At 67.2% G+C, this 18,865-nt stretch carries 20 protein-coding genes; 4 read left to right on the top strand and 16 right to left on the bottom strand.

From position 1 onward, the window contains the following. Window positions 1–8 precede the first annotated feature (8 nt). The 8 genes from ACWIEX_RS21095 to ACWIEX_RS21060 all read right to left on the bottom strand — a co-directional run bounded on the left by ACWIEX_RS21095 (window position 9) and on the right by ACWIEX_RS21060 (window position 7,757). The gene (locus ACWIEX_RS21095; protein WP_454034915.1) at window positions 9–986 is read right to left on the bottom strand and encodes a type II secretion system F family protein; all 978 of its coding nucleotides are present in this window, start codon (window positions 984–986) and stop codon (window positions 9–11) included. Between the two features lie 27 nt (window positions 987–1,013). Beyond that, on the bottom strand, window positions 1,014–2,465 hold the full coding sequence (locus tag ACWIEX_RS21090; protein WP_454034914.1) for a CpaF family protein: 1,452 nt from the start codon (window positions 2,463–2,465) through the stop codon (window positions 1,014–1,016). Window positions 2,466–2,545: 80 nt separating this feature from the next. After that, window positions 2,546–3,811 carry a CpaE/TadZ family protein gene (locus ACWIEX_RS21085; RefSeq protein ID WP_454034913.1) on the bottom strand — a complete coding sequence of 422 codons (1,266 nt, stop codon included), beginning with the start codon at window positions 3,809–3,811 and terminating at the stop codon, window positions 2,546–2,548. Continuing rightward, entirely contained in the window at window positions 3,811–4,557 is a 747-nt protein-coding gene (locus tag ACWIEX_RS21080; protein ID WP_454034912.1) for a CpaD family pilus assembly protein, read from the bottom strand. The genes ACWIEX_RS21085 and ACWIEX_RS21080 overlap by 1 nt, the downstream gene beginning before the upstream one ends. 34 nt (window positions 4,558–4,591) lie before the next feature. Beyond that, window positions 4,592–6,031, bottom strand: a complete 1,440-nt coding sequence (locus ACWIEX_RS21075; protein WP_454034911.1) for a type II and III secretion system protein family protein — start codon at window positions 6,029–6,031, stop codon at window positions 4,592–4,594. Next, on the bottom strand, window positions 6,028–6,801 hold the full coding sequence (cpaB, locus tag ACWIEX_RS21070) for a Flp pilus assembly protein CpaB (RefSeq protein WP_454034910.1): 774 nt from the start codon (window positions 6,799–6,801) through the stop codon (window positions 6,028–6,030). The genes ACWIEX_RS21075 and cpaB overlap by 4 nt, the downstream gene beginning before the upstream one ends. A gap of 123 nt (window positions 6,802–6,924) precedes the next feature. Then, window positions 6,925–7,437 carry an A24 family peptidase gene (locus tag ACWIEX_RS21065; RefSeq protein WP_454034909.1) on the bottom strand — a complete coding sequence of 171 codons (513 nt, stop codon included), beginning with the start codon at window positions 7,435–7,437 and terminating at the stop codon, window positions 6,925–6,927. A 140-nt stretch (window positions 7,438–7,577) separates the two neighbouring features. Beyond that, window positions 7,578–7,757, bottom strand: coding sequence for a Flp family type IVb pilin (locus ACWIEX_RS21060; protein WP_061971708.1), 180 nt, complete (start codon window positions 7,755–7,757; stop codon window positions 7,578–7,580). 415 nt (window positions 7,758–8,172) lie between these two features. Here ACWIEX_RS21060 and ACWIEX_RS21055 point away from each other — a divergent pair, with 415 nt between their 5' ends. The 3 genes from ACWIEX_RS21055 (at window position 8,173) to ACWIEX_RS21045 (ending at window position 10,150) form a co-directional block, all read left to right on the top strand. Continuing rightward, on the top strand, window positions 8,173–8,676 hold the full coding sequence (locus tag ACWIEX_RS21055) for a pilus assembly protein N-terminal domain-containing protein (protein WP_454034908.1): 504 nt from the start codon (window positions 8,173–8,175) through the stop codon (window positions 8,674–8,676). Between the two features lie 244 nt (window positions 8,677–8,920). Continuing rightward, window positions 8,921–9,538 (top strand): TadE/TadG family type IV pilus assembly protein, encoded by a 618-nt coding sequence (locus ACWIEX_RS21050; protein WP_454034907.1) that lies wholly within the window; start codon window positions 8,921–8,923, stop codon window positions 9,536–9,538. Window positions 9,539–9,544: 6 nt separating this feature from the next. Next, window positions 9,545–10,150 (top strand): TadE/TadG family type IV pilus assembly protein, encoded by a 606-nt coding sequence (locus ACWIEX_RS21045; RefSeq protein WP_454034906.1) that lies wholly within the window; start codon window positions 9,545–9,547, stop codon window positions 10,148–10,150. A gap of 144 nt (window positions 10,151–10,294) precedes the next feature. Here ACWIEX_RS21045 and ACWIEX_RS21040 read toward each other — a convergent pair whose 3' ends face one another. The 3 genes from ACWIEX_RS21040 to ACWIEX_RS21030 form a co-directional block, all read right to left on the bottom strand. Further along, window positions 10,295–10,822 (bottom strand): retropepsin-like aspartic protease family protein, encoded by a 528-nt coding sequence (locus tag ACWIEX_RS21040; protein ID WP_454034905.1) that lies wholly within the window; start codon window positions 10,820–10,822, stop codon window positions 10,295–10,297. A gap of 133 nt (window positions 10,823–10,955) precedes the next feature. Beyond that, window positions 10,956–11,876: a ribokinase gene (locus tag ACWIEX_RS21035; RefSeq protein WP_454034904.1), complete on the bottom strand. Its 921-nt coding sequence runs from the start codon at window positions 11,874–11,876 to the stop codon at window positions 10,956–10,958. Then, a complete protein-coding gene (locus ACWIEX_RS21030) occupies window positions 11,873–12,769 on the bottom strand; it encodes a 2-dehydro-3-deoxygalactonokinase (protein WP_454034903.1) in 897 nt (298 codons plus the stop codon). The genes ACWIEX_RS21035 and ACWIEX_RS21030 overlap by 4 nt, the downstream gene beginning before the upstream one ends. Before the next feature lie 189 nt (window positions 12,770–12,958). Between ACWIEX_RS21030 and ACWIEX_RS21025 the strand changes: the two genes are divergently transcribed. After that, on the top strand, window positions 12,959–13,843 hold the full coding sequence (locus tag ACWIEX_RS21025; protein WP_454034902.1) for an aldose epimerase family protein: 885 nt from the start codon (window positions 12,959–12,961) through the stop codon (window positions 13,841–13,843). A gap of 3 nt (window positions 13,844–13,846) precedes the next feature. On the opposite strand, the gene ACWIEX_RS21020 is transcribed toward ACWIEX_RS21025, so the two are convergent. From ACWIEX_RS21020 to trpA, 5 genes are all read right to left on the bottom strand, one after another. Continuing rightward, window positions 13,847–14,542, bottom strand: a complete 696-nt coding sequence (locus ACWIEX_RS21020; protein ID WP_454034901.1) for a L,D-transpeptidase — start codon at window positions 14,540–14,542, stop codon at window positions 13,847–13,849. 133 nt (window positions 14,543–14,675) lie between these two features. Beyond that, on the bottom strand, window positions 14,676–15,518 hold the full coding sequence (locus ACWIEX_RS21015; protein ID WP_454034900.1) for an aldo/keto reductase: 843 nt from the start codon (window positions 15,516–15,518) through the stop codon (window positions 14,676–14,678). 61 nt (window positions 15,519–15,579) lie between these two features. Next, a complete protein-coding gene (locus tag ACWIEX_RS21010) occupies window positions 15,580–16,902 on the bottom strand; it encodes a bifunctional folylpolyglutamate synthase/dihydrofolate synthase (protein ID WP_454034899.1) in 1,323 nt (440 codons plus the stop codon). Between the two features lie 39 nt (window positions 16,903–16,941). Beyond that, entirely contained in the window at window positions 16,942–17,838 is an 897-nt protein-coding gene (gene accD, locus ACWIEX_RS21005; protein ID WP_454034898.1) for an acetyl-CoA carboxylase, carboxyltransferase subunit beta, read from the bottom strand. A 104-nt stretch (window positions 17,839–17,942) separates the two neighbouring features. Next, window positions 17,943–18,788 (bottom strand): tryptophan synthase subunit alpha, encoded by an 846-nt coding sequence (trpA, locus tag ACWIEX_RS21000; protein ID WP_454034897.1) that lies wholly within the window; start codon window positions 18,786–18,788, stop codon window positions 17,943–17,945. Between the last annotated feature and the right edge of the window lie 77 nt (window positions 18,789–18,865).

Raw genomic sequence — 18,865 nt, 5'->3', positions numbered from 1 at the left:
CGTCCGCCTCAGATCTCGAAGTTGATCATCTTGCGCATGACCAGGATGCCGATCAGCATCCACAGGCCGCTCGCGACCAGCGCGACCTTGCCGGAATTGGTGATCCAGAGAAGCTCGATATATTTCGGGGTGGTGAGCCAGACGAGGAATGCCACGATCGGGGGCAGCGATCCGATGATCGCCGCCGAGGCCTTCGCCTCCGTCGACACGGCCTGGATTTTGTCGCGCATCTTGCGGCGTTCGCGCAGCACGCGCGAGAGGTTCCCGAGGGTTTCGGACAGGTTGCCACCGGTCTTCTGCTGGATGGCGATGACGATTCCGAAGAAATTGGCTTCGGCACAGGGCATCCGCTCGAACAGCTTGACCGTGGCCTCCGACAGCGGCAGGCCCAGCGCCTGTCCCTCGATGATCATTCTGAACTCGCTCTTCACCGGCTCCACCGCCTCGTTGGCGATGATGCGCAGGCAGTCGTTGACGGGCAGGCCCGCCTTGATGCCACGCACGATGACGTCGAGCGCGTTGGGGAACTCGGCCCCGAACTTCTTCAGTCGCTTGATCTTGCAGCGTTTCAGGAACCAGGCGGGGATGCCGAAGCCGCCGATGAAGAGACCGGCGAGACCGAGGACCCAGGTTCCGCTCGCAAGCCACAGCGTGAGCCCGAGCACGGCTGCGACGCCCGCGCTGATCACGTAATATTTCCTGGCGGTCCAGGTCAGTCCGGCCTGGGCGATGCGCTGCTCGAGCGGGACCTTGTTGCGCGCGTTCTCGCGGTCCTCGAGCTCCTTGAGGCTCTGCGCGACCTGGCCGCGCTTCTGGCGCGCCTGTGCCTCCCGGTCGATGCCGCGAACCATGCTCGGCCCGGCGAATTCCTTGCGCCGCTTTTCGGCGCGCTTCTGGCCGCTCAACGTCGGATACAAAAGCGCATAGACCACGCCGCCGACGGCGAACATGGCGAGCAGGGCGACGGCGAGCGTGCTGGTGTTCATGCCCCGCCTCCCGGTAAGGCCTTCCGCTCAGACGGCATTGCTGACGCCTGCGTCTTCGAGTTGGTCGAGAGCGGCGGCGAGGCGCTGGTCCTCGTTGAAATAGCGCGCGCGCTCCCAGAAACGCGGCCGTCCGACACCGGTGGCGCGGTGCCGGCCGATGAGCTTGCCGGCGGCATCCTCGCCGACGATATCGTAGAGCATCAGGTCCTGCGTCGTGATCACCTCGCCCTCCATGCCCATCACCTCGGTGATGTGCGTGATGCGGCGCGACCCGTCGCGCAGGCGCTGGGCCTGGATGATGACGTCGATCGACGAGCAGATCATCTCGCGCAGCGTCTTCGACGGCAGCGAGAACCCGCCCATGGTGATCATCGATTCGATACGGCTCAGGCACTCGCGCGGCGAGTTGGCGTGCAATGTGCCCATCGAGCCGTCATGGCCGGTGTTCATCGCCTGGAGCAGGTCGAAGGCCTCGGGGCCGCGCACCTCGCCGACGATGATGCGCTCGGGGCGCATGCGCAGGCAGTTCTTGACGAGGTCGCGCATCGTCACCGCGCCTGTGCCTTCGAGATTGGGCGGGCGGGTTTCGAGCCGCACCACATGCGGCTGCTGGAGCTGGAGCTCGGCGGCGTCCTCGCAGGTGATGACCCGCTCGTCATGGTCGATATAGTTGGTCAGGCAGTTGAGCAGCGTCGTCTTGCCCGAGCCCGTGCCGCCGGAGATGACGATGTTGCAGCGGACGCGCCCGATGATCTTGAGAAGCTCGGCGCCCGGCGGCGAGATCGCGCCGAACTTGACGAGCTGGTCGAGCGTCAGCTTGTCCTTCTTGAACTTGCGGATGGTGAGGGCTGGGCCGTCGATTGCCAGCGGCGGGGCGATGACGTTGACGCGCGAGCCGTCGGCGAGGCGCGCATCGCAGATCGGCGAGCTTTCGTCGACGCGGCGGCCGACCTGGCTGACGATGCGCTGGCAGATGTTCATCAGCTGGGCGTTGTCGCGGAAGCGGATGTTGGTGAGCTGGATCTTGCCGGCGGTTTCGATGAAGGTCCGGCCGGCGCCGTTGACCATGATGTCGGCGATGTCGTCGCGTGCCAGCAGGGGTTCGAGCGGTCCGTAGCCGAGCACGTCGTTGCAGATGTCGTCGAGCAGTTCCTCCTGCTCCGCGATCGACAGAACGACATTCTTCAGCGAGATGATCTCGTTGATGATGTCGCGGATTTCCTCGCGGGCGGATTCGGCGTCGAGCTTCGCGAGCTGCGACAGATCGATGGCCTCGATCAGCGCCCCGAAGATCGTGCTCTTCATCTGGTAGTAGTCTTCGGATCGCGGGGTCGTCTCGGCGACCGGCGTGATCCTGCGGTCTTCCGCGGCGGCCTGAACCGGCTCGGGCTTGCTGCGCGGCGCAGCCGGCATGGCTGCGGGCGACCTTGCGCTCAGATTGGGCGCGTGACCTGCGCCTGCGGATCGCTTGCCGAACATCTCGTCACTCTCCCGCCCGGTCCGGGCCGGTCTCTTGCCTGGTGAGCGGGCATCGTCCCGTCATCGTTGGTTCCTGCCCGTCACGACGCCTTGCGGCGCTTCAGCTTCGCGACGAACGGTTCGAGCAGGCTGCGCCGGCCCCGCTTGGCTTCGCCGCGCCCGGTCAGGGCGCTGGCGATCTGGGTGAAGGCCTCGGTCGCCTTACTCCCGGCCTGTACCTCGGCGATCATCTGGCCGTTGTTGGCGGCCGTGCCGAACAGGTGGGCGTCGAACGGGATCGTGCTGAGCACATCGATGCCGAGCGCCTTCGAGAACTCCCCGGCATTGATCTCCGGCCGCTTCGGGACGCCGACCCGGTTGAGGACGAGCCGGGCGACGGCATCGTTCGGCCGCGTCGCCCGCGACAGGTCGACCAGGTTCTTGGCGTTGCGCAGCGAGGCAAGCTCCGGCTCGGCGACGATGACGATCTCGTCGGCGCTGAGCACCGTGCGCTTCACCCAGGCGCCCCACTGGTGCGGCACGTCGAGGATGATGCAGGGCACGCTGGCGCGCAGCAATTCGAGGAGCTGTTCGAGCGCCTCCTCGTCGAGATCGATCGTCCGGTCCAGCACCGCCGGGGCGGCGAGCAGCGCGAGGTTGTCGCTGCAGCGCGAGAGCAGCCGGTCAAGCAGGTTGGAATCGAGGCGTTCGGGTGCGAACACGGCTTCGGCGATGCCTTGCGGCGGGTCCTGGTTGAAGTTCAGGCCGGCCGTGCCGAACGCGATGTCGAGATCGACGATGACGGTCGAGGCGTCGAGATTGCGGGCGATCGCCCAGGAGACGTTGTGCGCGACCGTCGAAGCGCCGACGCCGCCCTTGGCGCCCATCACCGCGATGACGCGGCCGAGATTGCGGGCCTCCGGGGCGACATAGAGCTCCGATAGGGTGCGCAGGACGTCGAGGGGCTCCAGCGGCGCGATCAGGTACTCGCTGACGCCGCGCCGGATCAGGTCGCGATAGAGCTGGACGTCGTTGACATGGCCGATCACGACGACCTTGGTGCCGGCGTCGCAGCTTTCGGACAGCGATTCGAGATGCGAGACCAGCGTCGCCGGGTCTGCCACGGCTTCGAGCACGATGATGTTGGGCGTCGGGGCCGAGCGGAAGGCCTCGACGGCGGCAGCCGGGCCGCCCATCTGGACGCGGGCATGCGCCTTGTCCATGCGCCGGTCGGCGACCGCGGCCTGCATGGTCGCGGCAATCGCCGGCGTTTCGCAGAAGGCCTGCAGCGTGATGCGCGGCAACGGCGCGATGGTCTCGTCGCTTGGCAGCTCGATCGCCGAATTCTCGCGGATTTCGGAATGCATCAGTTGCCGCCTCCGACCGTGGAGTTGATCTGAGGCGTCGCCTGCCGGTACTGGGTCGAGGGGTCCTTGCCTTCGCGGATCTTCGTGATGGCGCCCATGCGCTTGACGATGTCGGGGCGGCCTTCGTCGCGCGACCGGACGAGATCGATCGGATCGGCCACCTGTGCGGCCAGCGTCGCCTGCGAGGAGCAGCCGAGATTCCAGTAGGGTGCGTTCGAGGACGAGAACCTGAACTCGGAGCTGCCCAGGTCTGTCGGCCATTGTCCGCAGCGATGCGGCACGCTCGCCTGGAGCGAGGCGAAGGTCAGGCGGATCGGCGAGGCCAGGCCCGGGTCCTGAACCGGGTAGCTGCGGACGCTGAGGATGCCGGGCGAGACGCCGCCGCGCGACAAGGCCGCCCGGATGCCGTTCAGCGTTTCCTGGGCCGCATGGTCGCGGCGGGCGCCGGTCGGGACCTCGGCCACCAGGCCACCCTTGCCGGAGCGGCGGAACTCGCGGGCGAAGCTGGCGACATCCTCGGCCTGCCTGATATCGAGTCTGCCGCCGGAACGCCCGACGAAGACGTCGAGCGAACGGGGGGCATCGCGCAGGACGATCGGGTGCCGCTCGCGCACGTCGTCCGGCCCGAAGGCGAGCGTGTCGCTCTCCGCCGTTCGCTTGGCGCAGCCGCCGAGGATGGCGCCGAGCGCCAGCACGGCGACGATCAGGCGCGGTCCTGTCGAGTCGTTCCGGTGGGAAACCGTCATGGTCGGGCCATCCATCATCGTTGTCGCCGGGCGCTCAGTCGGCGATGAAGCCGACGCGGCCCTTGTAGGCCTGGGGAATCGGGCCGCCGCCGCTGCCGTAGATCTTGTTCAGGCGGCCGAGCAGGATCGCCTGGGAGTCGTGCGTTTCGACGAAGCCGTCATCGGGCCGCTGGACCTCGGTCGGCTGCATCGGCTTGGCGATGTAGGGCGTGACCGTGATCATCAGCTCGGTCTCCTCGCGCTGGTAGTCGCGCGAGCGGAACAGCACGCCGATGATCGGCAGGTTCATCAGGCCGGGCAGGCCGTTGATCGAGCTCTTGGAGACGCGCTGGATCAGGCCGGCGGTGGCCAGCGTGCCGCCGGATGGCAGCTCGACCGTGGTGTCGGACTTGCGCACGCGGAAGGCGGGGACGGTGACGGTCGGCTGGCCGGCGCCGCCCTGGAGCACGATCTGGTTCTCGAAGTCGAGTTCGGTGACCTCGGTCGCGATGCGCATGCTGATCTTGTTGGCCGAGAGCACGATCGGCGTGAAGTTCAGGGCGACGCCGATGGGCTTGTAGGAGACGCCGAGCGAGCAGACGGCCTTGGACGGGTCGCAGGTGTAGCCGGTCGGGATCGGGACCTCGCCGCCGGCCGTGAATTTCGCGCTCTCGCCCGAGATCGCGGTCACCGTCGGTTCGGCGAGGACGCGCGCCATGCCGGCCCGTTCAAGGGCGCGCAGCGTGAAGTTCTGGGAATTGCCGATGCCGGCGCCGATCGCCGAGGCGGACAAGGCCTGCGGCGAGAGCGAGAACGGGTTGTCGATCGAGGGCGTGATGGAGAAGTTGCCGAGCTTCCATTCGCCGCTGGAATTGATGCCGAGCTGCTTGATCGCCTTGCGCGAGATCTCGGACACCGTGACCTTCACCATCACCTGGTCGCGGTCGCGGATGGTCAGCGAGTTGATCACCGTCCCGCTCTTTCCTGTCGAGTCGCTGCCGACGAAGGCCTTGGCGATGTCGACGGCCTGGGTCGCATCCGAGGCATCGGGCACTGTCCCGACGAGCAGGATCGAATCGCCCGCCGGCTTGATCTCGATCTGCGCGTTCGGCAGCGCCGTGCGCAGCGTCTGCCTGAGAACGTTGAGGTCGCGCCCGACATTGATGTCGAGCGCGGTGATCTGCTGGCCGTCGCCATCCATCACGAACATCGAGGTCGCGCCGTCGGCGATCCCGATCACGAACAGCTTGCGCGCCGTCCGGACGACCGCGTTGGCGACCTTCGGGTTGGCGACGAAGACCTCCTTGGCGTCGCGCGGCAGCTCGACGATGAGCGAGCGGCCGATCGAGAGGTCGAGCTTGCGGGAGATCGCGTTCTCGCTCGAGCCGACATTGATGACGGGAGCGGGGCCGCTCCTGCTCGACTGGGCGGCGACGCTGCCGGCGGCGAGGGCGAGCGCGAGAGCCGTCGCGATGCGGAGAGAAGATCTGATCATGGCTTCACGCTCTTCGAGGTCACACCGTAGCGCACGAGCGTCATGGAGTTGTCTGCCTGGGTCGGCGGCGCGGTTTCGTTGGCATCCTTGAGGCTGCGCAGGGCGAGTGAGAGCGTGCCTGTCTTCTGGGCCTGGACCAGGCTCTCGACCTGCCCGGGCTCGACTTGCAGCGTGGCGGTTTCGCCGACCACGACCTTCTCGCCGTTGCGCTCCTGCACGTTCTGGCCGATGGCCAGCACGCGGATATTCCGCAGGATGACTTCGCTGGCGTAGGATTCCTGGCCGCCCGCCGCTTCGCCGCGCTCGGTGGAGATCACGTCGACGCGGTCGTTGGGAAGGATGAAGCCGCCGGCAGTGTTGGCGCCGCGGCTGTCGGTCGAGATCGCGACGGCGCGCATGCCCGCTGGCAGGACGGCCGAGAGAAAGCCGGTTCCGTCCGTCTTGATCAGCTTCTCGCGGCGGATCGGCTCGGCGCCGAGGGTGGCGTAGCGCGACACCTGCCCGATGATCTCCTTCTCGGCTTCGGGCGCTTCATCCTTGCGGATGACGCCGGCCGGTACGCTGGCCAGCGGCCAGTCGAGCCAGCGCAGGTCGTTGGCCGTCACCGTATTGCCGACGGGAATGTCGGCGGCCGCGACCAGGACCGGCACTGTCGGCGCCGGCTGGATCTTAGCGACGGGTGCGGGAGCCTTGGGGCTCTGGACAAGCAGCGCTGCACCCAGCCCTGCCAGGAGCGCGACCACAAGAATGATGATGCGTGCGGGACTCATTGACGGTCGACCCTCAGCCAAGCGTGATTGGCTCTCGTCCCGGATCGTCGCCTGGAAACGTCAACTTATGGTTAACTGGACGTATATTTTTGAAATTCGCTTCCGTTACGTCCGCGGCGCTTTTCAGACGCCGATCGCAGCGTGCCAGATCATCGTATCCGGCAGCACCAAGAGCGCGGCGAAGGCCAGCGCGATGCCGTAGGGGACGCCCTCGTTGGCGGCGTGCAGCCGGCGCATCCAGCTCCAGTTCTCGGCGAAGGCCGGCAGCGGGCGCGATCGCAGCCGCAGGACGAGGATGGTCAGCAGGCCGCCGAGGAAGGCCGCCATGAGCAGGTAGGGCATCAACTGGTCGAAGCCGAACCAGAGCGCGGTCGCGGCAACGAGCTTGGCGTCGCCGCCGCCGATCCATCCGGCGGCGAACAGGCCGAAGGCGATCACAAGGACAAGCCCACCCGCTGCGAGATGCCAGCCGATTGCGGCCGGGCTCAGGCCGAACAGGACGCAGCAGACCGCGAAACCCGCGACAAGGAACAGGCAGAGCCGGTTCGAGATCGTCATCGAGACCAGGTCGCTGGCGGCGGCATAGGCCATGGCGAAGGGAAACACGCCGAGCATGACGATGTGGGGCAGGGTCATGACACTTCCTCCGCTACGGAACGATGATGCCGCAAATGCCTCACCAAACCCTTACGGCGACCGCATAAAACGCAGCATGAAAAGAAAAACGCCCCGGGTTGACCGGGGCGTTTGCCGATATTCCGGTAAGGTACCGACGATCAGGAGACCGTGGTGTTCTGCAGCTTGTCCGCAATACGCTGGAAGATGCTGCTGAGCTCGGTGCCGAGATTGGTGGCGGCGATGATGATGCCGACGGCGATCAGGGCCGCGATCAGGCCGTACTCGATGGCGGTAGCGCCGGACTCGTCCTTGACGAAGCGAGCGAAAAGATTGGTCATGCTGGATCTCCTTTACACCACGGTTTGACGGCTGCCTGTGCTCTGAGGTGGCTTCGGTCAGCGACAGGAACGACATTAGCCCGCTCGCCTTGCTGATCGGTTAAACGGATCGAAGAATTGGCTAGTTTCCTGCCCGGTTTTTTCTGTGGTTAACGCTCGATTTAGCAGGCTTAAGACCGCAGTGAGCTTATGAATAAAGCCAGACGTGCGCGATTTTATCGGTAAACAGGGTGTTTAACCGATCCTGTTTCGTTGATTTATTTTTGAGACGTTCGGCAATCGACGCTGACGTCGGTCGCTGTTCCGTTGCGACAAGTTGTGCCTCGCGGCGTGAAATCGCTATTCGTCGCGCGCTTAGGATTTGATTCATCATTTTCCGCTTTATTGGCACGGTCGCAGAGCTTGAGGCGCCGCCATGTTGATCATCCGTGCTCCTGAAGGGTGCCGCCGGCTTACGCGCCGGGTGGCCGCGACAAGCCTCGCGATCATCCTGTGCGGCGCTGGTGCTGCTCACGCCGCGCCGCGCGCGCCATCCGAGAGCGTGGTCGTCATGGTCGACCACGCCAAGGTCGTGCGGCTCCCGGAGAAGGCTCAGACGGTCGTCGTCGGCAATCCGGCCATCGCCGATGTCTCCATGCAGCGCAACGGCGTCATGATCGTCACCGGCAAGAGCTTCGGCGTGACCAACCTGATCGCGCTGGATGCCAGCGGGACGCTGCTGGCTGAATCAATGGTTCGGGTCGGTTCCGCCTCCGACGCGGTCCTGACGGTCCAGCGGGGCATGGATCGCGAAAGCTACGCCTGCAGTCCGGATTGCCAGCCCTCGGTCCAGATGGGCGATGCGAAGGATTACTTTGCCGGCGTCGCCGGGCAGGCCGCCGCGCGCAACATGCTCGCGACCGGGGGCCCGAAGAAATAGGGCGGCGGCTCGAACCCGGCGCTAGGTTCCCGGGAAAGGTCGCCGTTCTGGGGCGGAAGCTTAGCAGGTACGCGCGCGAGACCTCCGTTACGCGCCGAACCCATGGTTAGCGAAAGCTTCACGCCGATTTCGGCTGGCCGGCGACGGCCCTAACCGATCTGAAATTCTTTTGCCGTAGAGATTTCTGGCCTGGGCCGAAGCTCGATGGGGCAAACGGATGTTCGACCGACCGAAAAAGACGCCCTTGCCGAAGAACGGGTTGCCGCGCCGCGGCGTCTGTCGCCCGCTGCTCCGGCGCTTCCGCCGCTCCCAGGACGGGGCGACTGCCGTAGAGTTCGCGTTCGTTGTCGTGCCGTTCCTGATGATCCTCTTCGCCATCTTCGAGACGGCCTTGATGTTCTGGACCAGCCAGGTCCTGGAAGAGTCGCTGTCGCAGGTCTCCCGCTCCCTGGTCACGGGGCAGTCGCGAACCCTCTATACCGGCTCGACCGGCGCGGTGAACGCGAAGAAATTCCGCGACAATATCTGTGAACTCGCGCCGTTGGGATTGATCGACTGCTCGAAACTTTACGTCGACGTGCGGGTCTACGACAGTTTCGGCTCCACGGCATCCGCAGGCGATCCGCTTGCGGGCGGGAGCCTCGACACCTCCGGCTTCACCTACGTCCAGCCGCAGGGCAACGACATCGTCGTCGTGCGCGCGGTGCTCGACTACAAGCTCTTCCTGACGAGCTGGGCTTCCTCCGCGCTGGCCAATATCAAGCCCGCCGGATCGGGCCGGCGGGGCATCGTCGTGAGCATGGCTTTCCGGGCCGAGCCCTTCGTCTCGTCGGGCGCGACCCCTCCTCCGGCAGGTTCTTGATCGGGAATGATGGACATGCCGAAAAAGACAGGTCTCCGTATTTGGCGCCGCTTCTGCCGCGATCGGGACGGCGTGGCTGCGGTCGAGTTCGCCCTGCTGCTGCCGGTGATGCTCATCACCTATACGGGGATGGTGGATGTGGTGCAGCTCGTGATGGTCAACCGCAAGGTGACCCAATTGACCTCGGCTCTCAGCGATCTCACGGCGCGCGTCCAGTCGGTTTCGTCCGCGGATGTCCAGAACATCTTCAATGCTGCGCGGTCGATCCTGATGCCGTATGACAGCGACAAGGTCACGATGGTGATCGCCAGTGTCGTCATCGATCCGGCGGGCGTTGCGAAGGTCTGCTGGAGCGAGCCGCGCGATGGCACTGCACCGGCCCGGGGAACCTCGATCACCATTCCCGACACCTACCGGGTTCCGGGCACCTCCGTCATCATGGCGCGCGCGAGCTACGAATACACGCCCATCGTCGGTTATGTCCTGACCAAATCCTTCACGCTCGGCGACAGCCCGATCTATGCACGCCCGCGTAACGGCGTGGCTGGCGGCACCAACAATATCGAACAGGTGGTGCGGACCGGCACCAATCCTTGCCCGCTCTACAACTGACGATCGGGCGATAATGCCGGCAGGAGAAGCGTTGCGCTTCGCGCCTGGCCGGCGCTGCCCGATGTTGCAGGTCTTTGCATATATTCGCCGACGCGGACCTTCGGTTCTTGACGCGAACCGGTGTCTATTTCGCTCAGAAATGCCCTAACCGCGGAGCACCATGCGCCCGGTCTGGACCTCGTAGCCCTGCAGCTTGCTGAGGAAGGAATTCCCGAGCAGGCTCATCGAGAGCGCGCGTTCGGGCAGGACGACGGCATCGACATTCCGCACGACGATATCGCCGAGCCGGATTTCCCGCAGGACGGTCCGGAAGCCGGTGACCGTACCGTTGGCGGTGCTGAGCACGATCTTGCGCGACGAGGCATCGTTCCTGACTCCGAGCGCGCGGGCATCGGCAGCCGTCAATGCCACGATGCTGGCACCGGTATCGACCATCATCTTGATGCGGTAGTTGTCGACCGAGGGGTGCACGATATAGTGCCCGCGATAATCGGCCGCGACGGCGAGCGTCGAGGGCATGCGGGGTCCGGGCGCTTTCTGTTCCGTCGCGGCTATGGCCGCGGAAGGCGCCTCGTCCGCCATGCGCGGGGCGAGAAACTGCGTATAGGACAGCGCTCCGGCGATCGCGACACCGGCGACGCTCAAGGCCCAGGTCAGCGGTGGTGTCGTCACGGCGCTCCCCAACCCTTCCACAGCCCGTCCACGATGCGCAACCGAGCCCTGACAAAGCGTGAAGAGCTTGCACGCATTTGCGTGCAAGCGGGGCGGGGACGGTTGCCCGATTGCCGACACGCTTAATCGAGGCTTACCGGCCTGGTCCGTTTGCAAGCGTGGCGGCCAATGCCGCGATCTCGGCTGCGCGGGGGATGCTCGGCTGGGCGCCCGGCCGGGTGCAGGCAAGCGAGCCGGCGGCGAGCCCGTCGCGCAGCGCCGCCGCCATGCTTTTCCCGGCCGCGAGGGCTGCGGCGAAGGCGCCGGTGAAGCTGTCGCCGGCCGCGACCGTGTCGACGACCGCGACCTGTGGCGCTGCGAGGCGATGGCGGATGCCGTCGATCCAGGCGACGGCCCCGGCGGCCCCTAGCGTCGCGATCGTGGCGATCTGCCGCTCCTGGTCGAGCCGGCGCGCGATGGCGTCGGGATCACGGTCCGGCCATCCGAGCGCCTGTGCCAGCACCACCGCTTCGTGCTCGTTGACGATCAGCATGTCGAGCTGCTCCAGCAGCGCGGGCGACGGCGCCTCGGCGGGGGCGAGGTTGAGGATCACGCGCCCGCCGGCCCGCTTCATCGCGCGGGCGGCCTCCAGGCAGGCAGCCTCGGGAACCTCGCGTTGCAGGAGCAGGATATCCTCCGCCGCAAGCTCGAGCTGCCGCAAGGCGTCCGGCCGCACAACGGCATTGGCGCCGGCTGCGACGATGATCTGGTTGGCGCCCTCTCGATCCGTCGCGATGAAGGCGGCGCCGGTCGGCTCCTCGACCTGTGCGACATGATCGAGATCGACGCCGTCGGCGGCGAGCAGTGCCAGCGCGGCATCGCTGAATCGATCTCGTCCGGCCGCGCCGACGAGCACGACATCCGCACCGGCGCGGCGCGCCGCAAGCGCCTGGTTGGCGCCCTTGCCGCCCGGATGCAGGGCATAGCCCGGTCCGAGCACGGTCTCGCCCGGTCCCGGCAGGCGCTCGACCGGTGTGACGAGGTCGATATTGATGGAGCCGAAGACAACGATCATGCCGGAAGATCCGCCGCGAGCCGCCTCACGCCGGCGACGAAGGCCGCCTCAGGCGTGACGAGTTGAATGGCATGTCCCCGCGCCTGCAAGCCGGCGCCGTAGCTTTCGGCCAAGGCCCCGTCCGCGACGAGATGGATTTCGCCGCCATGGCCGAACAGCGCCTCGGCCCCGGCGATCTCCTGCCCGACCAGCAGCGCCGAGAGATAGGGGCCGACCGCACCACCCGCCATCCGGCCGGCGAGCACTTCGGTACGGGCGGCGAAGGCCGTGTTGAGCAGCCCGCCCAGCCGGCCGGCAGCGATGCGGCCGCGCGCGGCGCCATCAGCCGTGTCGGCGTCCGAAGGCGCTTCGGCGAGCCGGGCGAGGATCGAGTCGTTGCGCAGCAGCCCGTAGATTTCGCCGGTCATGAAGCTGGCGAAGCGGGTGATGCGCCCCTGCCTGATCTCGGCCCATTTCGAATGGGTGCCGGGCAGGCAGGCGATACCGTCGCTCAGGCCGAGGCCGACGATCAGGGTCTCCTCGCCGCGCATCACGTCGAAGGCGCCGTCGTCGCAGCTCAGGCCCGGCAGGATGGTGGCGGTCGTCCCGGCATCGAGCGCGACCTGGATCGCGGCGGCCGCGATTTCGGCAGGCGAGGCCGGGCAGGCGACATAGCGCGCCTCGACCCAGCCGTTGCGGCTGCCGACCATGCCGGCGAGCACGATCGCGGCATCGGGCGCGTCCTTCCGGAAATCGCCGGCGAGCTCGGCAAAGGCTTCAGGATAGCCGCCCGCCGGAATCGACTGGATGCCGCGATCGGCGATGCGCCGCTCCAGCACCTCCCCCGTCTCCGAGATCAGGAAGGCGCGCGCGCGGGTCGTGCCCCAGTCGAGCGCGATCAGAGGTTTGGGCATGGCAGGATCCGATGCGACAGCAAATATATGGATCACTGCACGTCCGATAGGACGCGCAGTGATCCAAGGCCGGCGACTGTCTCCGCCGCATTCCATCGGGTCAAGGGCCGGCGCGGGAGGCCTTGTCTATGGCCGGCCTTCGCGGCAACCCTGCTGGCCTTGGGTGCGGGAACGAATCGGACAAGCCGGATGCTCGAACTGCAGGCGGGAACCCTCGACGCCGCCATCTCTCCCGAGGCGGGCGGGATCGTCTCCTCTTTGGGCTGGCGCGGGCCGGACGGGCGTCGTCACGACCTACTTTATCCACCGGCCGGGCGGCAGCCGGACACGGCTTCGCCGAATTTCTTCGGGACCTGGGCGCTGCTGCCTTTCGCCAACCGCGCCTTCGGCTGCGTCGTCGATGATGGCGAGCAGCGCTTCCTCGTCCCGCAGAACGATCCCGGCGGCGCCATCCACGGCTTCGGCTGGCAGGCGGCCTGGGATGTCCTGCGGTATGACCGCGGCCATACCGTCCTCGAACATCGCCGTATGGAGGGGGCAGACCCTTATCGCTACCGGGCGCGGCAGGAGGTCAGTCTCGACGAGGCCGGTATGACCATCCGGCTGGCGATCACCAACGAGGCGCGGACGGCACTACCGTTCGGCATCGGCCACCACCCCTGGTTTCCCTGTGCCGCCGATACGAGCCTCGTGATGCGCAGCCAGGGCGCGCTGGTCTTCGGCGAGGCCTTCCGCGCCACCGGTCAGCAGGCTTTCGCCGATGGCGGCCCCTATGCCGAGACGCATTCCTTCCGCGCCGAGACCGTGACCGCCTGGAGCTTCCTCGGCTGGGGCGGCACGGCCCGGATCGAGACGCCCTCGACCGGCCTGGCCATCACGCTCACCGCGAGCGGCAATCTCGACTGCCCGGTCGTCTGGGCGCCGGCCGGTGCGGATTTCCTCTGCGTCGAGCCGCAGAGCCACGCGATCGGCGCGCCGAGCGAACCGGCGGCGCGTGCCGCCGCACCGCTCAAGCGTCTGGCGCCGGGCGAGACGCTGGAAGGCTGGCTCAGGATTGCGCCCGAGGCGATCTGACGCTCAGCGCCAGCCGTAGCCGCTCGGATAATAGGGCTGGTAGCCATAGGCGCCGGCCGGCAGGGCGGGGCGCAGCAGGATCTGGCCGCGCGCCGCTTCCCAATCACCGCCGCGGCGTTGCTGCGCGATGGTCGTGGCCTGGCTGCGATGCTTCGCCTTGGCGATCTTGTGCTTGGACGAGCCGGCCTTCGCGAGCTTGTGCTTGGACGAGGTCGTCTTCGCGAGCTTGGCCTTCGACGGCGAGGAGGCCTTGGCGAAGCGCGAGAGATTGTCGGGTGCGGCGCCGTGCAGCGCGATCCGGGTCTGGCTGGAGCCATGCTTCTTCACCAGGGCGAACAGCTTGGCGGCGTTGGCGGGATGCAGCCGGATGCAGCCATGCGAGGCCGGGCGGCCGAGCGCGCCGACGGCCCCGGTACCATGGATCGCGTAGCCGCCGCGGAAGAACACGGCATGGGGCATCGCCCCGCCATATTTGCGCGAGTACCAGTTCTTCTCCAGCCGGGTCGGCCGGTAAACCCCGTTGGGCGAGCGGAAGCCCTTGCGGCCGGAGGAGATCTTCCAGTCGTAGACCTCGCCATCGGTCGTGGTCACCGTCATGCGCTGGGCGACGATGTCGACGTTGACGCTGACGCCGGCATGGGCGGTGCCGGCAAAGGCCGACAGGATGAGGACGGCCAGGATGCCGAGAACGCGACGCATCACACTCACTCCGAAAGACGCAAGCTGCTGAATGAGGCGTTGTCGAGCTCTGATGGCCGCCGCCCTTGACTCTAGGAAAGCGCCGACGGCCCCGGCTTGTAAAGCCGGAAGGCGGAACGTGGTTTCCGGCGGCTCAGATCATCGGCAGCGAGGCGGGCTTGCGGCCGCGCGGAAAGGCGGCGTCGATCCGGGTGATCTCGGCTTCGGACAGCGCCAGGTTCAGCGCGCCGGCATTGTCCTCGACATGGGCGACGTGGCCGGCCTTCGGGATCGCGAAGACGCTTTGGCGCCGTGTCAGGAACGCGAGCGCGACCTGACGGGGCGTGGCGCCATGGCTGGCGGCGATCTCGCTCAGAACCTTGCCCGGTGCGCTGCCGGCGGCCGGGAAATCGTCATGGCCGAAGGGGCTGTAGGCGACGACGGCGACACCATTCCGCTCGCAACACGGGATCACCGCATGCTCGATGGCGCGCTCGCGCAGATGGTAGAGCACCTGATTGCAGGCGATCTTGCCGGGGCCTGCGGCATCGAGGGCTTCGTCGAGATCGTCCTCGTCGAAATTGCTGACGCCCCAGGACAGGATCTTGCCGGCCTGTTGCAGCGCCTCGAAGGCGGCGAAGGTCTCTTCCAGCGGATGCGGGCCGCGCCAATGCAGCAGGTAGCAATCGAGCCGGTCGGTCTTCAGATGCTGCAGCGAGCGCTCGCAGGCGGCCTGCACGCCGCGGCGCGAGGCGTTGTGCGGCAGCACCTTCGAGACCAGGAAGACCTCGTCGCGCCGGCCGGCAATGGCTTCGCCGATCAGGGCTTCCGAGCGGCCATCGCCATACATCTCGGCCGTGTCGATATGCTTCAGTCCGAGATCGAGCCCGCGCCGGAAGGCGGCGATCGCCTCGCGCCGGTCGCCCTGCTCGCTGTACCAGCTGCCCTGGCCGATCGACGGGACGGTCGGGCCTGATGCTCCGAAGCTGCGCTGCATGATGCCTTCCTCCCGTGACATGGCCTTCCCCGATGGCTAGGCAGGTCGAAACATCGTCGGGTCAGGTCGGCAGCGTACCGTTGGCCGAGAGCACTTCGCCGGCGAGATAGAGCGAGCCGCAGATCAGGATACGCGGCGGCGCCGGCCAGTCATGTGCCGCGATCGTCCGCAGGGCCTGCTCGACCGAGCTTGAGACCTCGGCGACGAGCCCGGCATTGCGGGCGGCCTCGGCAACCTCCTCGGCCGGGCGCGCCGCCAGCGAATTCTGGATCGGCACGGCGTAGAGCGCCTGCGCCAGCCCCTTGAAATGACCGAGCGTCGCGGCGGCGTCCTTGGTCGAGAGCAGACCGGCGATCATCACCAGTGGTGCCGGATTGCGGTCGGCGAGGTCGGCCATCGCCTGCGCGAGCACCCGCCCGCCATCGGGATTATGGCCGCCATCGAGCCAGAGCTCGGCGCGCTCCGGCACGATCTCGGCCAGCGCACCGCGCGACAGGCGCTGCAACCGGGCCGGCCAGTCGGCATTGCGCATGCCGTCCTCGAAGGCGCGCGCCGGCAGGGCGCCATAGCCCGCAGCGCGCAAGGCCGCGATCGCCGTGCCGGCATTGATGTGCTGGTGGCGGCCGGACAAGCGCGGCAGCGGCAGGTCGAGCAACCCGTCCTGATCCTCGTAGACCAATCGCCCGCCGGCCTCATGGACATTGAAATCCTGCGCGCCGATCAGGATCTTCGAGGCGCCGGCACGCTCGGCCGCGGCTTCCAGAACCGCGGTCGGCTCCGGTTCCTGCGGTGCGATCACGGCTGGGGCGCCGCGCTTGAAGATGCCGGCCTTCTCGCCGGCGATCTTGGTGACGGTGTCGCCGAGATATTCGGAATGATCGAGCGAGACCGGCGTCACCACCGTGCAGGCCGGGTGAGCGATGACATTGGTCGCGTCGAAACGCCCGCCGAGCCCGACTTCCAGCAGCAGGACATCGGCCGGATGCTCGGCGAAGAGCAGGAGGCCTGCCGTCGTCGTCATCTCGAAGAAGGTGATGGGATCGCCGGCATTGACGGCCTCGCAGCGCTCCAGCGCCTCGACCAGCTTGTCCTCGGGGACGAAGCGCCCGCCGCCGGGGGCGCCCAGCCGGATGCGCTCATGGAAGCGCACCAGATGGGGCGAGGTGTAGACATGGACCGACAGCCCGGCTGCCTCGAGGATCGCCCGCATGAAGGCGATGGTCGAGCCCTTGCCGTTGGTGCCGGCGACATGGATCACCGGCGGCAGCTTCTTCTGGGGATCGCCGAGTCGTTCGAGCAGGGTCAGGATACGGCCGAGCGAGAGATCGATCAGCTTGGGATGCAGCGCCATGAAGCGCGCGAGCAAGGCGTCGGAAGACCCCATGACGTAACGGCCCCCAGCCGTGAACTCTCTCGGATCGCCTCAGACCGCCTCGGCCACCGGGCGCGCGGGCTCCGCCTCTTCCTTCGCGGCCGGCTGCTTCGTCAGCAGGCGGCCGAGCCGGGCCAGGGTCTCCGGCAGCTCGCGGCGATGCACGACCATGTCGACCATGCCGTGATCCCTGAGATATTCCGAGCGCTGGAAGCCCTCCGGCAGCTTTTCGCGGATGGTCTGCTCGATCACGCGCGGGCCGGCGAAGCCGATCAGCGCGCCGGGCTCGGCGATGTGGATGTCGCCCAGCATGGCGTAGGAGGCGGTGACGCCGCCGGTCGTCGGATTGGTCAGCACCACGAAATAGGGCAGGCCCGCCGCCCGCAGGCGCCTGACCGCGACGGTCGTGCGCGGCAACTGCATCAGCGAGAGGATGCCTTCCTGCATGCGCGCCCCGCCCGAGGCGGCGAAGACAACGTAGGGTGTCTTCTTGTCGAGCGCGGTCTCGGCGCCTTTGACGAAGGCTTCGCCCGCGGCCATGCCCAGCGAGCCGCCCATGAAGTGGAAATCCTGCACCGCCAGCGTCATCGGCAGGCCCTTGACCCGGCCATAGCCGATCTTGAAGGCGTCCTGCGCCCCGGTCTTGGCGCGGGCGTCCTTGAGCCGGTCGACATAGCGCTTCTCGTCGCGGAACTTCAGCGGATCGATCGCAACGTCCGGCAGCGCGACGTCGAGCCATTTGCCGTCGTCGAAGGTCAGCCGCAGCCGCTCCGGCGCGGTGACGCGCATGTGGTGCTCGGAGCCGGGGATGACGTAGGCATTGGCCTCGACATCCTTGTGGAACACCATCTGCCCGGAATCGGGGCACTTGATCCAGAGGTTCTCGGGGCTCTCGCGCTTGAACAGCGTCTTGATGCGCGGCCGGACGACTTCGGAAATCCAGTTCATCGGATGAATCCCTGATGGGCTTATCAGCGCTTGCGCGCCGTCAGGCCTGAAATAGGTCGCACCGGCCGATGGGCAAGCGGCGCGACCGTCGCATGAAACCGGGCTCAGGCCGCCTTGGCGACGGAGCGGATGCCCTGGGCGAGTTCGCTGACCAGCGAGGTGACAGCCGAAACCGTCTTTTCCGTGGCCTTGCCCTGGTCATCGAGCGAAAGGCGGACCCGCTCGACAAGGGCCGAGCCGACGACGACGCCGTCCGCGCTCCTGGCGATGGTGGCGGCATCCGCTGCGGTCTTGACGCCGAAGCCGACCGCCACCGGCAGGTCGGTATGGCGCTTGATCCGGGTGACGGCGTCGCCGACCGCGCCGTAATCGGCGATGGCGCCACCGGTCACGCCGGTCACCGAGACGTAGTAGACGAAGCCGGAGGTGTTCTGCAGGACCTTGGGCAGGCGCTTGTCATCGGTCGTCGGCGTCGCCAGGCGGATGAAGGAGACGCCGGCCTTCAGCGCCGGCAGGCAGAGCTCCTCATCCTCTTCCGGCGGCAGATCGACGACGATCAGCCCGTCGATGCCGACGCGGCGGGCATCGGTCAGGAAGGCTTCGACGCCATAGGCCCAGATCGGATTGTAATAGCCCATCAGCACGATCGGCGTGTCATGGCCGGCCTTGCGGAAACTCTCGACCATGGCGAGCGTCTTGCGCAGCGTCTGCCCGGCCTTGAGCGCGCGCTGGCCGGCGAGCTGGACGGGAATGCCGTCCGCCATCGGGTCGGTGAAGGGTACGCCGAGCTCGATCACGTCGGCGCCGGCTCCGGGCAGGGCTGCGAGGATCGCGCTGGAGGTGTCGAAATCCGGGTCGCCGGCGGTGACGAATGTCACGAGCGCCGCCCGGCCCTCGCGGGCGCAGGCCTGGAAGCGGTTCTGGATGCGGGTCTGGCCGGTCTCAGTCATGCCGCAGCGGTTAGCATGACACGCGGCGGCTGGCGAGTGGCTTGCGCGAAGGCCAAGCCTGCGCCACATCGGCCGGG

It is taken from the genome of Allobosea sp. NPDC055353 (assembly GCF_053644975.1).
Note: the sequence above shows the minus strand (reverse complement) of the source record. Positions and strands in the feature narration are given on the sequence as shown.

Excerpts from the sequence above, each read along its gene's own strand:
- ACWIEX_RS21025 (WP_454034902.1), top strand. The coding sequence starts at position 12,959 with ATGCTCGAACTGCAGGCGGGAACCCTCGACGCCGCCATCTCTCCCGAG.
- ACWIEX_RS21010 (WP_454034899.1), bottom strand. The coding sequence starts at position 16,902 with ATGGGGTCTTCCGACGCCTTGCTCGCGCGCTTCATGGCGCTGCATCCC.
- ACWIEX_RS21020 (WP_454034901.1), bottom strand. The coding sequence starts at position 14,542 with ATGCGTCGCGTTCTCGGCATCCTGGCCGTCCTCATCCTGTCGGCCTTT.
- ACWIEX_RS21015 (WP_454034900.1), bottom strand. The coding sequence starts at position 15,518 with ATGCAGCGCAGCTTCGGAGCATCAGGCCCGACCGTCCCGTCGATCGGC.
- ACWIEX_RS21075 (WP_454034911.1), bottom strand. The coding sequence starts at position 6,031 with ATGATCAGATCTTCTCTCCGCATCGCGACGGCTCTCGCGCTCGCCCTC.
- ACWIEX_RS21055 (WP_454034908.1), top strand. The coding sequence starts at position 8,173 with ATGTTGATCATCCGTGCTCCTGAAGGGTGCCGCCGGCTTACGCGCCGG.
- ACWIEX_RS21045 (WP_454034906.1), top strand. The coding sequence starts at position 9,545 with ATGATGGACATGCCGAAAAAGACAGGTCTCCGTATTTGGCGCCGCTTC.
- cpaB (WP_454034910.1), bottom strand. The coding sequence starts at position 6,801 with ATGAGTCCCGCACGCATCATCATTCTTGTGGTCGCGCTCCTGGCAGGG.
- accD (WP_454034898.1), bottom strand. The coding sequence starts at position 17,838 with ATGAACTGGATTTCCGAAGTCGTCCGGCCGCGCATCAAGACGCTGTTC.
- ACWIEX_RS21065 (WP_454034909.1), bottom strand. The coding sequence starts at position 7,437 with ATGACCCTGCCCCACATCGTCATGCTCGGCGTGTTTCCCTTCGCCATG.
- ACWIEX_RS21085 (WP_454034913.1), bottom strand. The coding sequence starts at position 3,811 with ATGCATTCCGAAATCCGCGAGAATTCGGCGATCGAGCTGCCAAGCGAC.
- ACWIEX_RS21090 (WP_454034914.1), bottom strand. The coding sequence starts at position 2,465 with ATGTTCGGCAAGCGATCCGCAGGCGCAGGTCACGCGCCCAATCTGAGC.
- ACWIEX_RS21030 (WP_454034903.1), bottom strand. The coding sequence starts at position 12,769 with ATGCCCAAACCTCTGATCGCGCTCGACTGGGGCACGACCCGCGCGCGC.
- ACWIEX_RS21080 (WP_454034912.1), bottom strand. The coding sequence starts at position 4,557 with ATGACGGTTTCCCACCGGAACGACTCGACAGGACCGCGCCTGATCGTC.
- ACWIEX_RS21035 (WP_454034904.1), bottom strand. The coding sequence starts at position 11,876 with ATGATCGTTGTCTTCGGCTCCATCAATATCGACCTCGTCACACCGGTC.
- ACWIEX_RS21095 (WP_454034915.1), bottom strand. The coding sequence starts at position 986 with ATGAACACCAGCACGCTCGCCGTCGCCCTGCTCGCCATGTTCGCCGTC.
- trpA (WP_454034897.1), bottom strand. The coding sequence starts at position 18,788 with ATGACTGAGACCGGCCAGACCCGCATCCAGAACCGCTTCCAGGCCTGC.
- ACWIEX_RS21060 (WP_061971708.1), bottom strand. The coding sequence starts at position 7,757 with ATGACCAATCTTTTCGCTCGCTTCGTCAAGGACGAGTCCGGCGCTACC.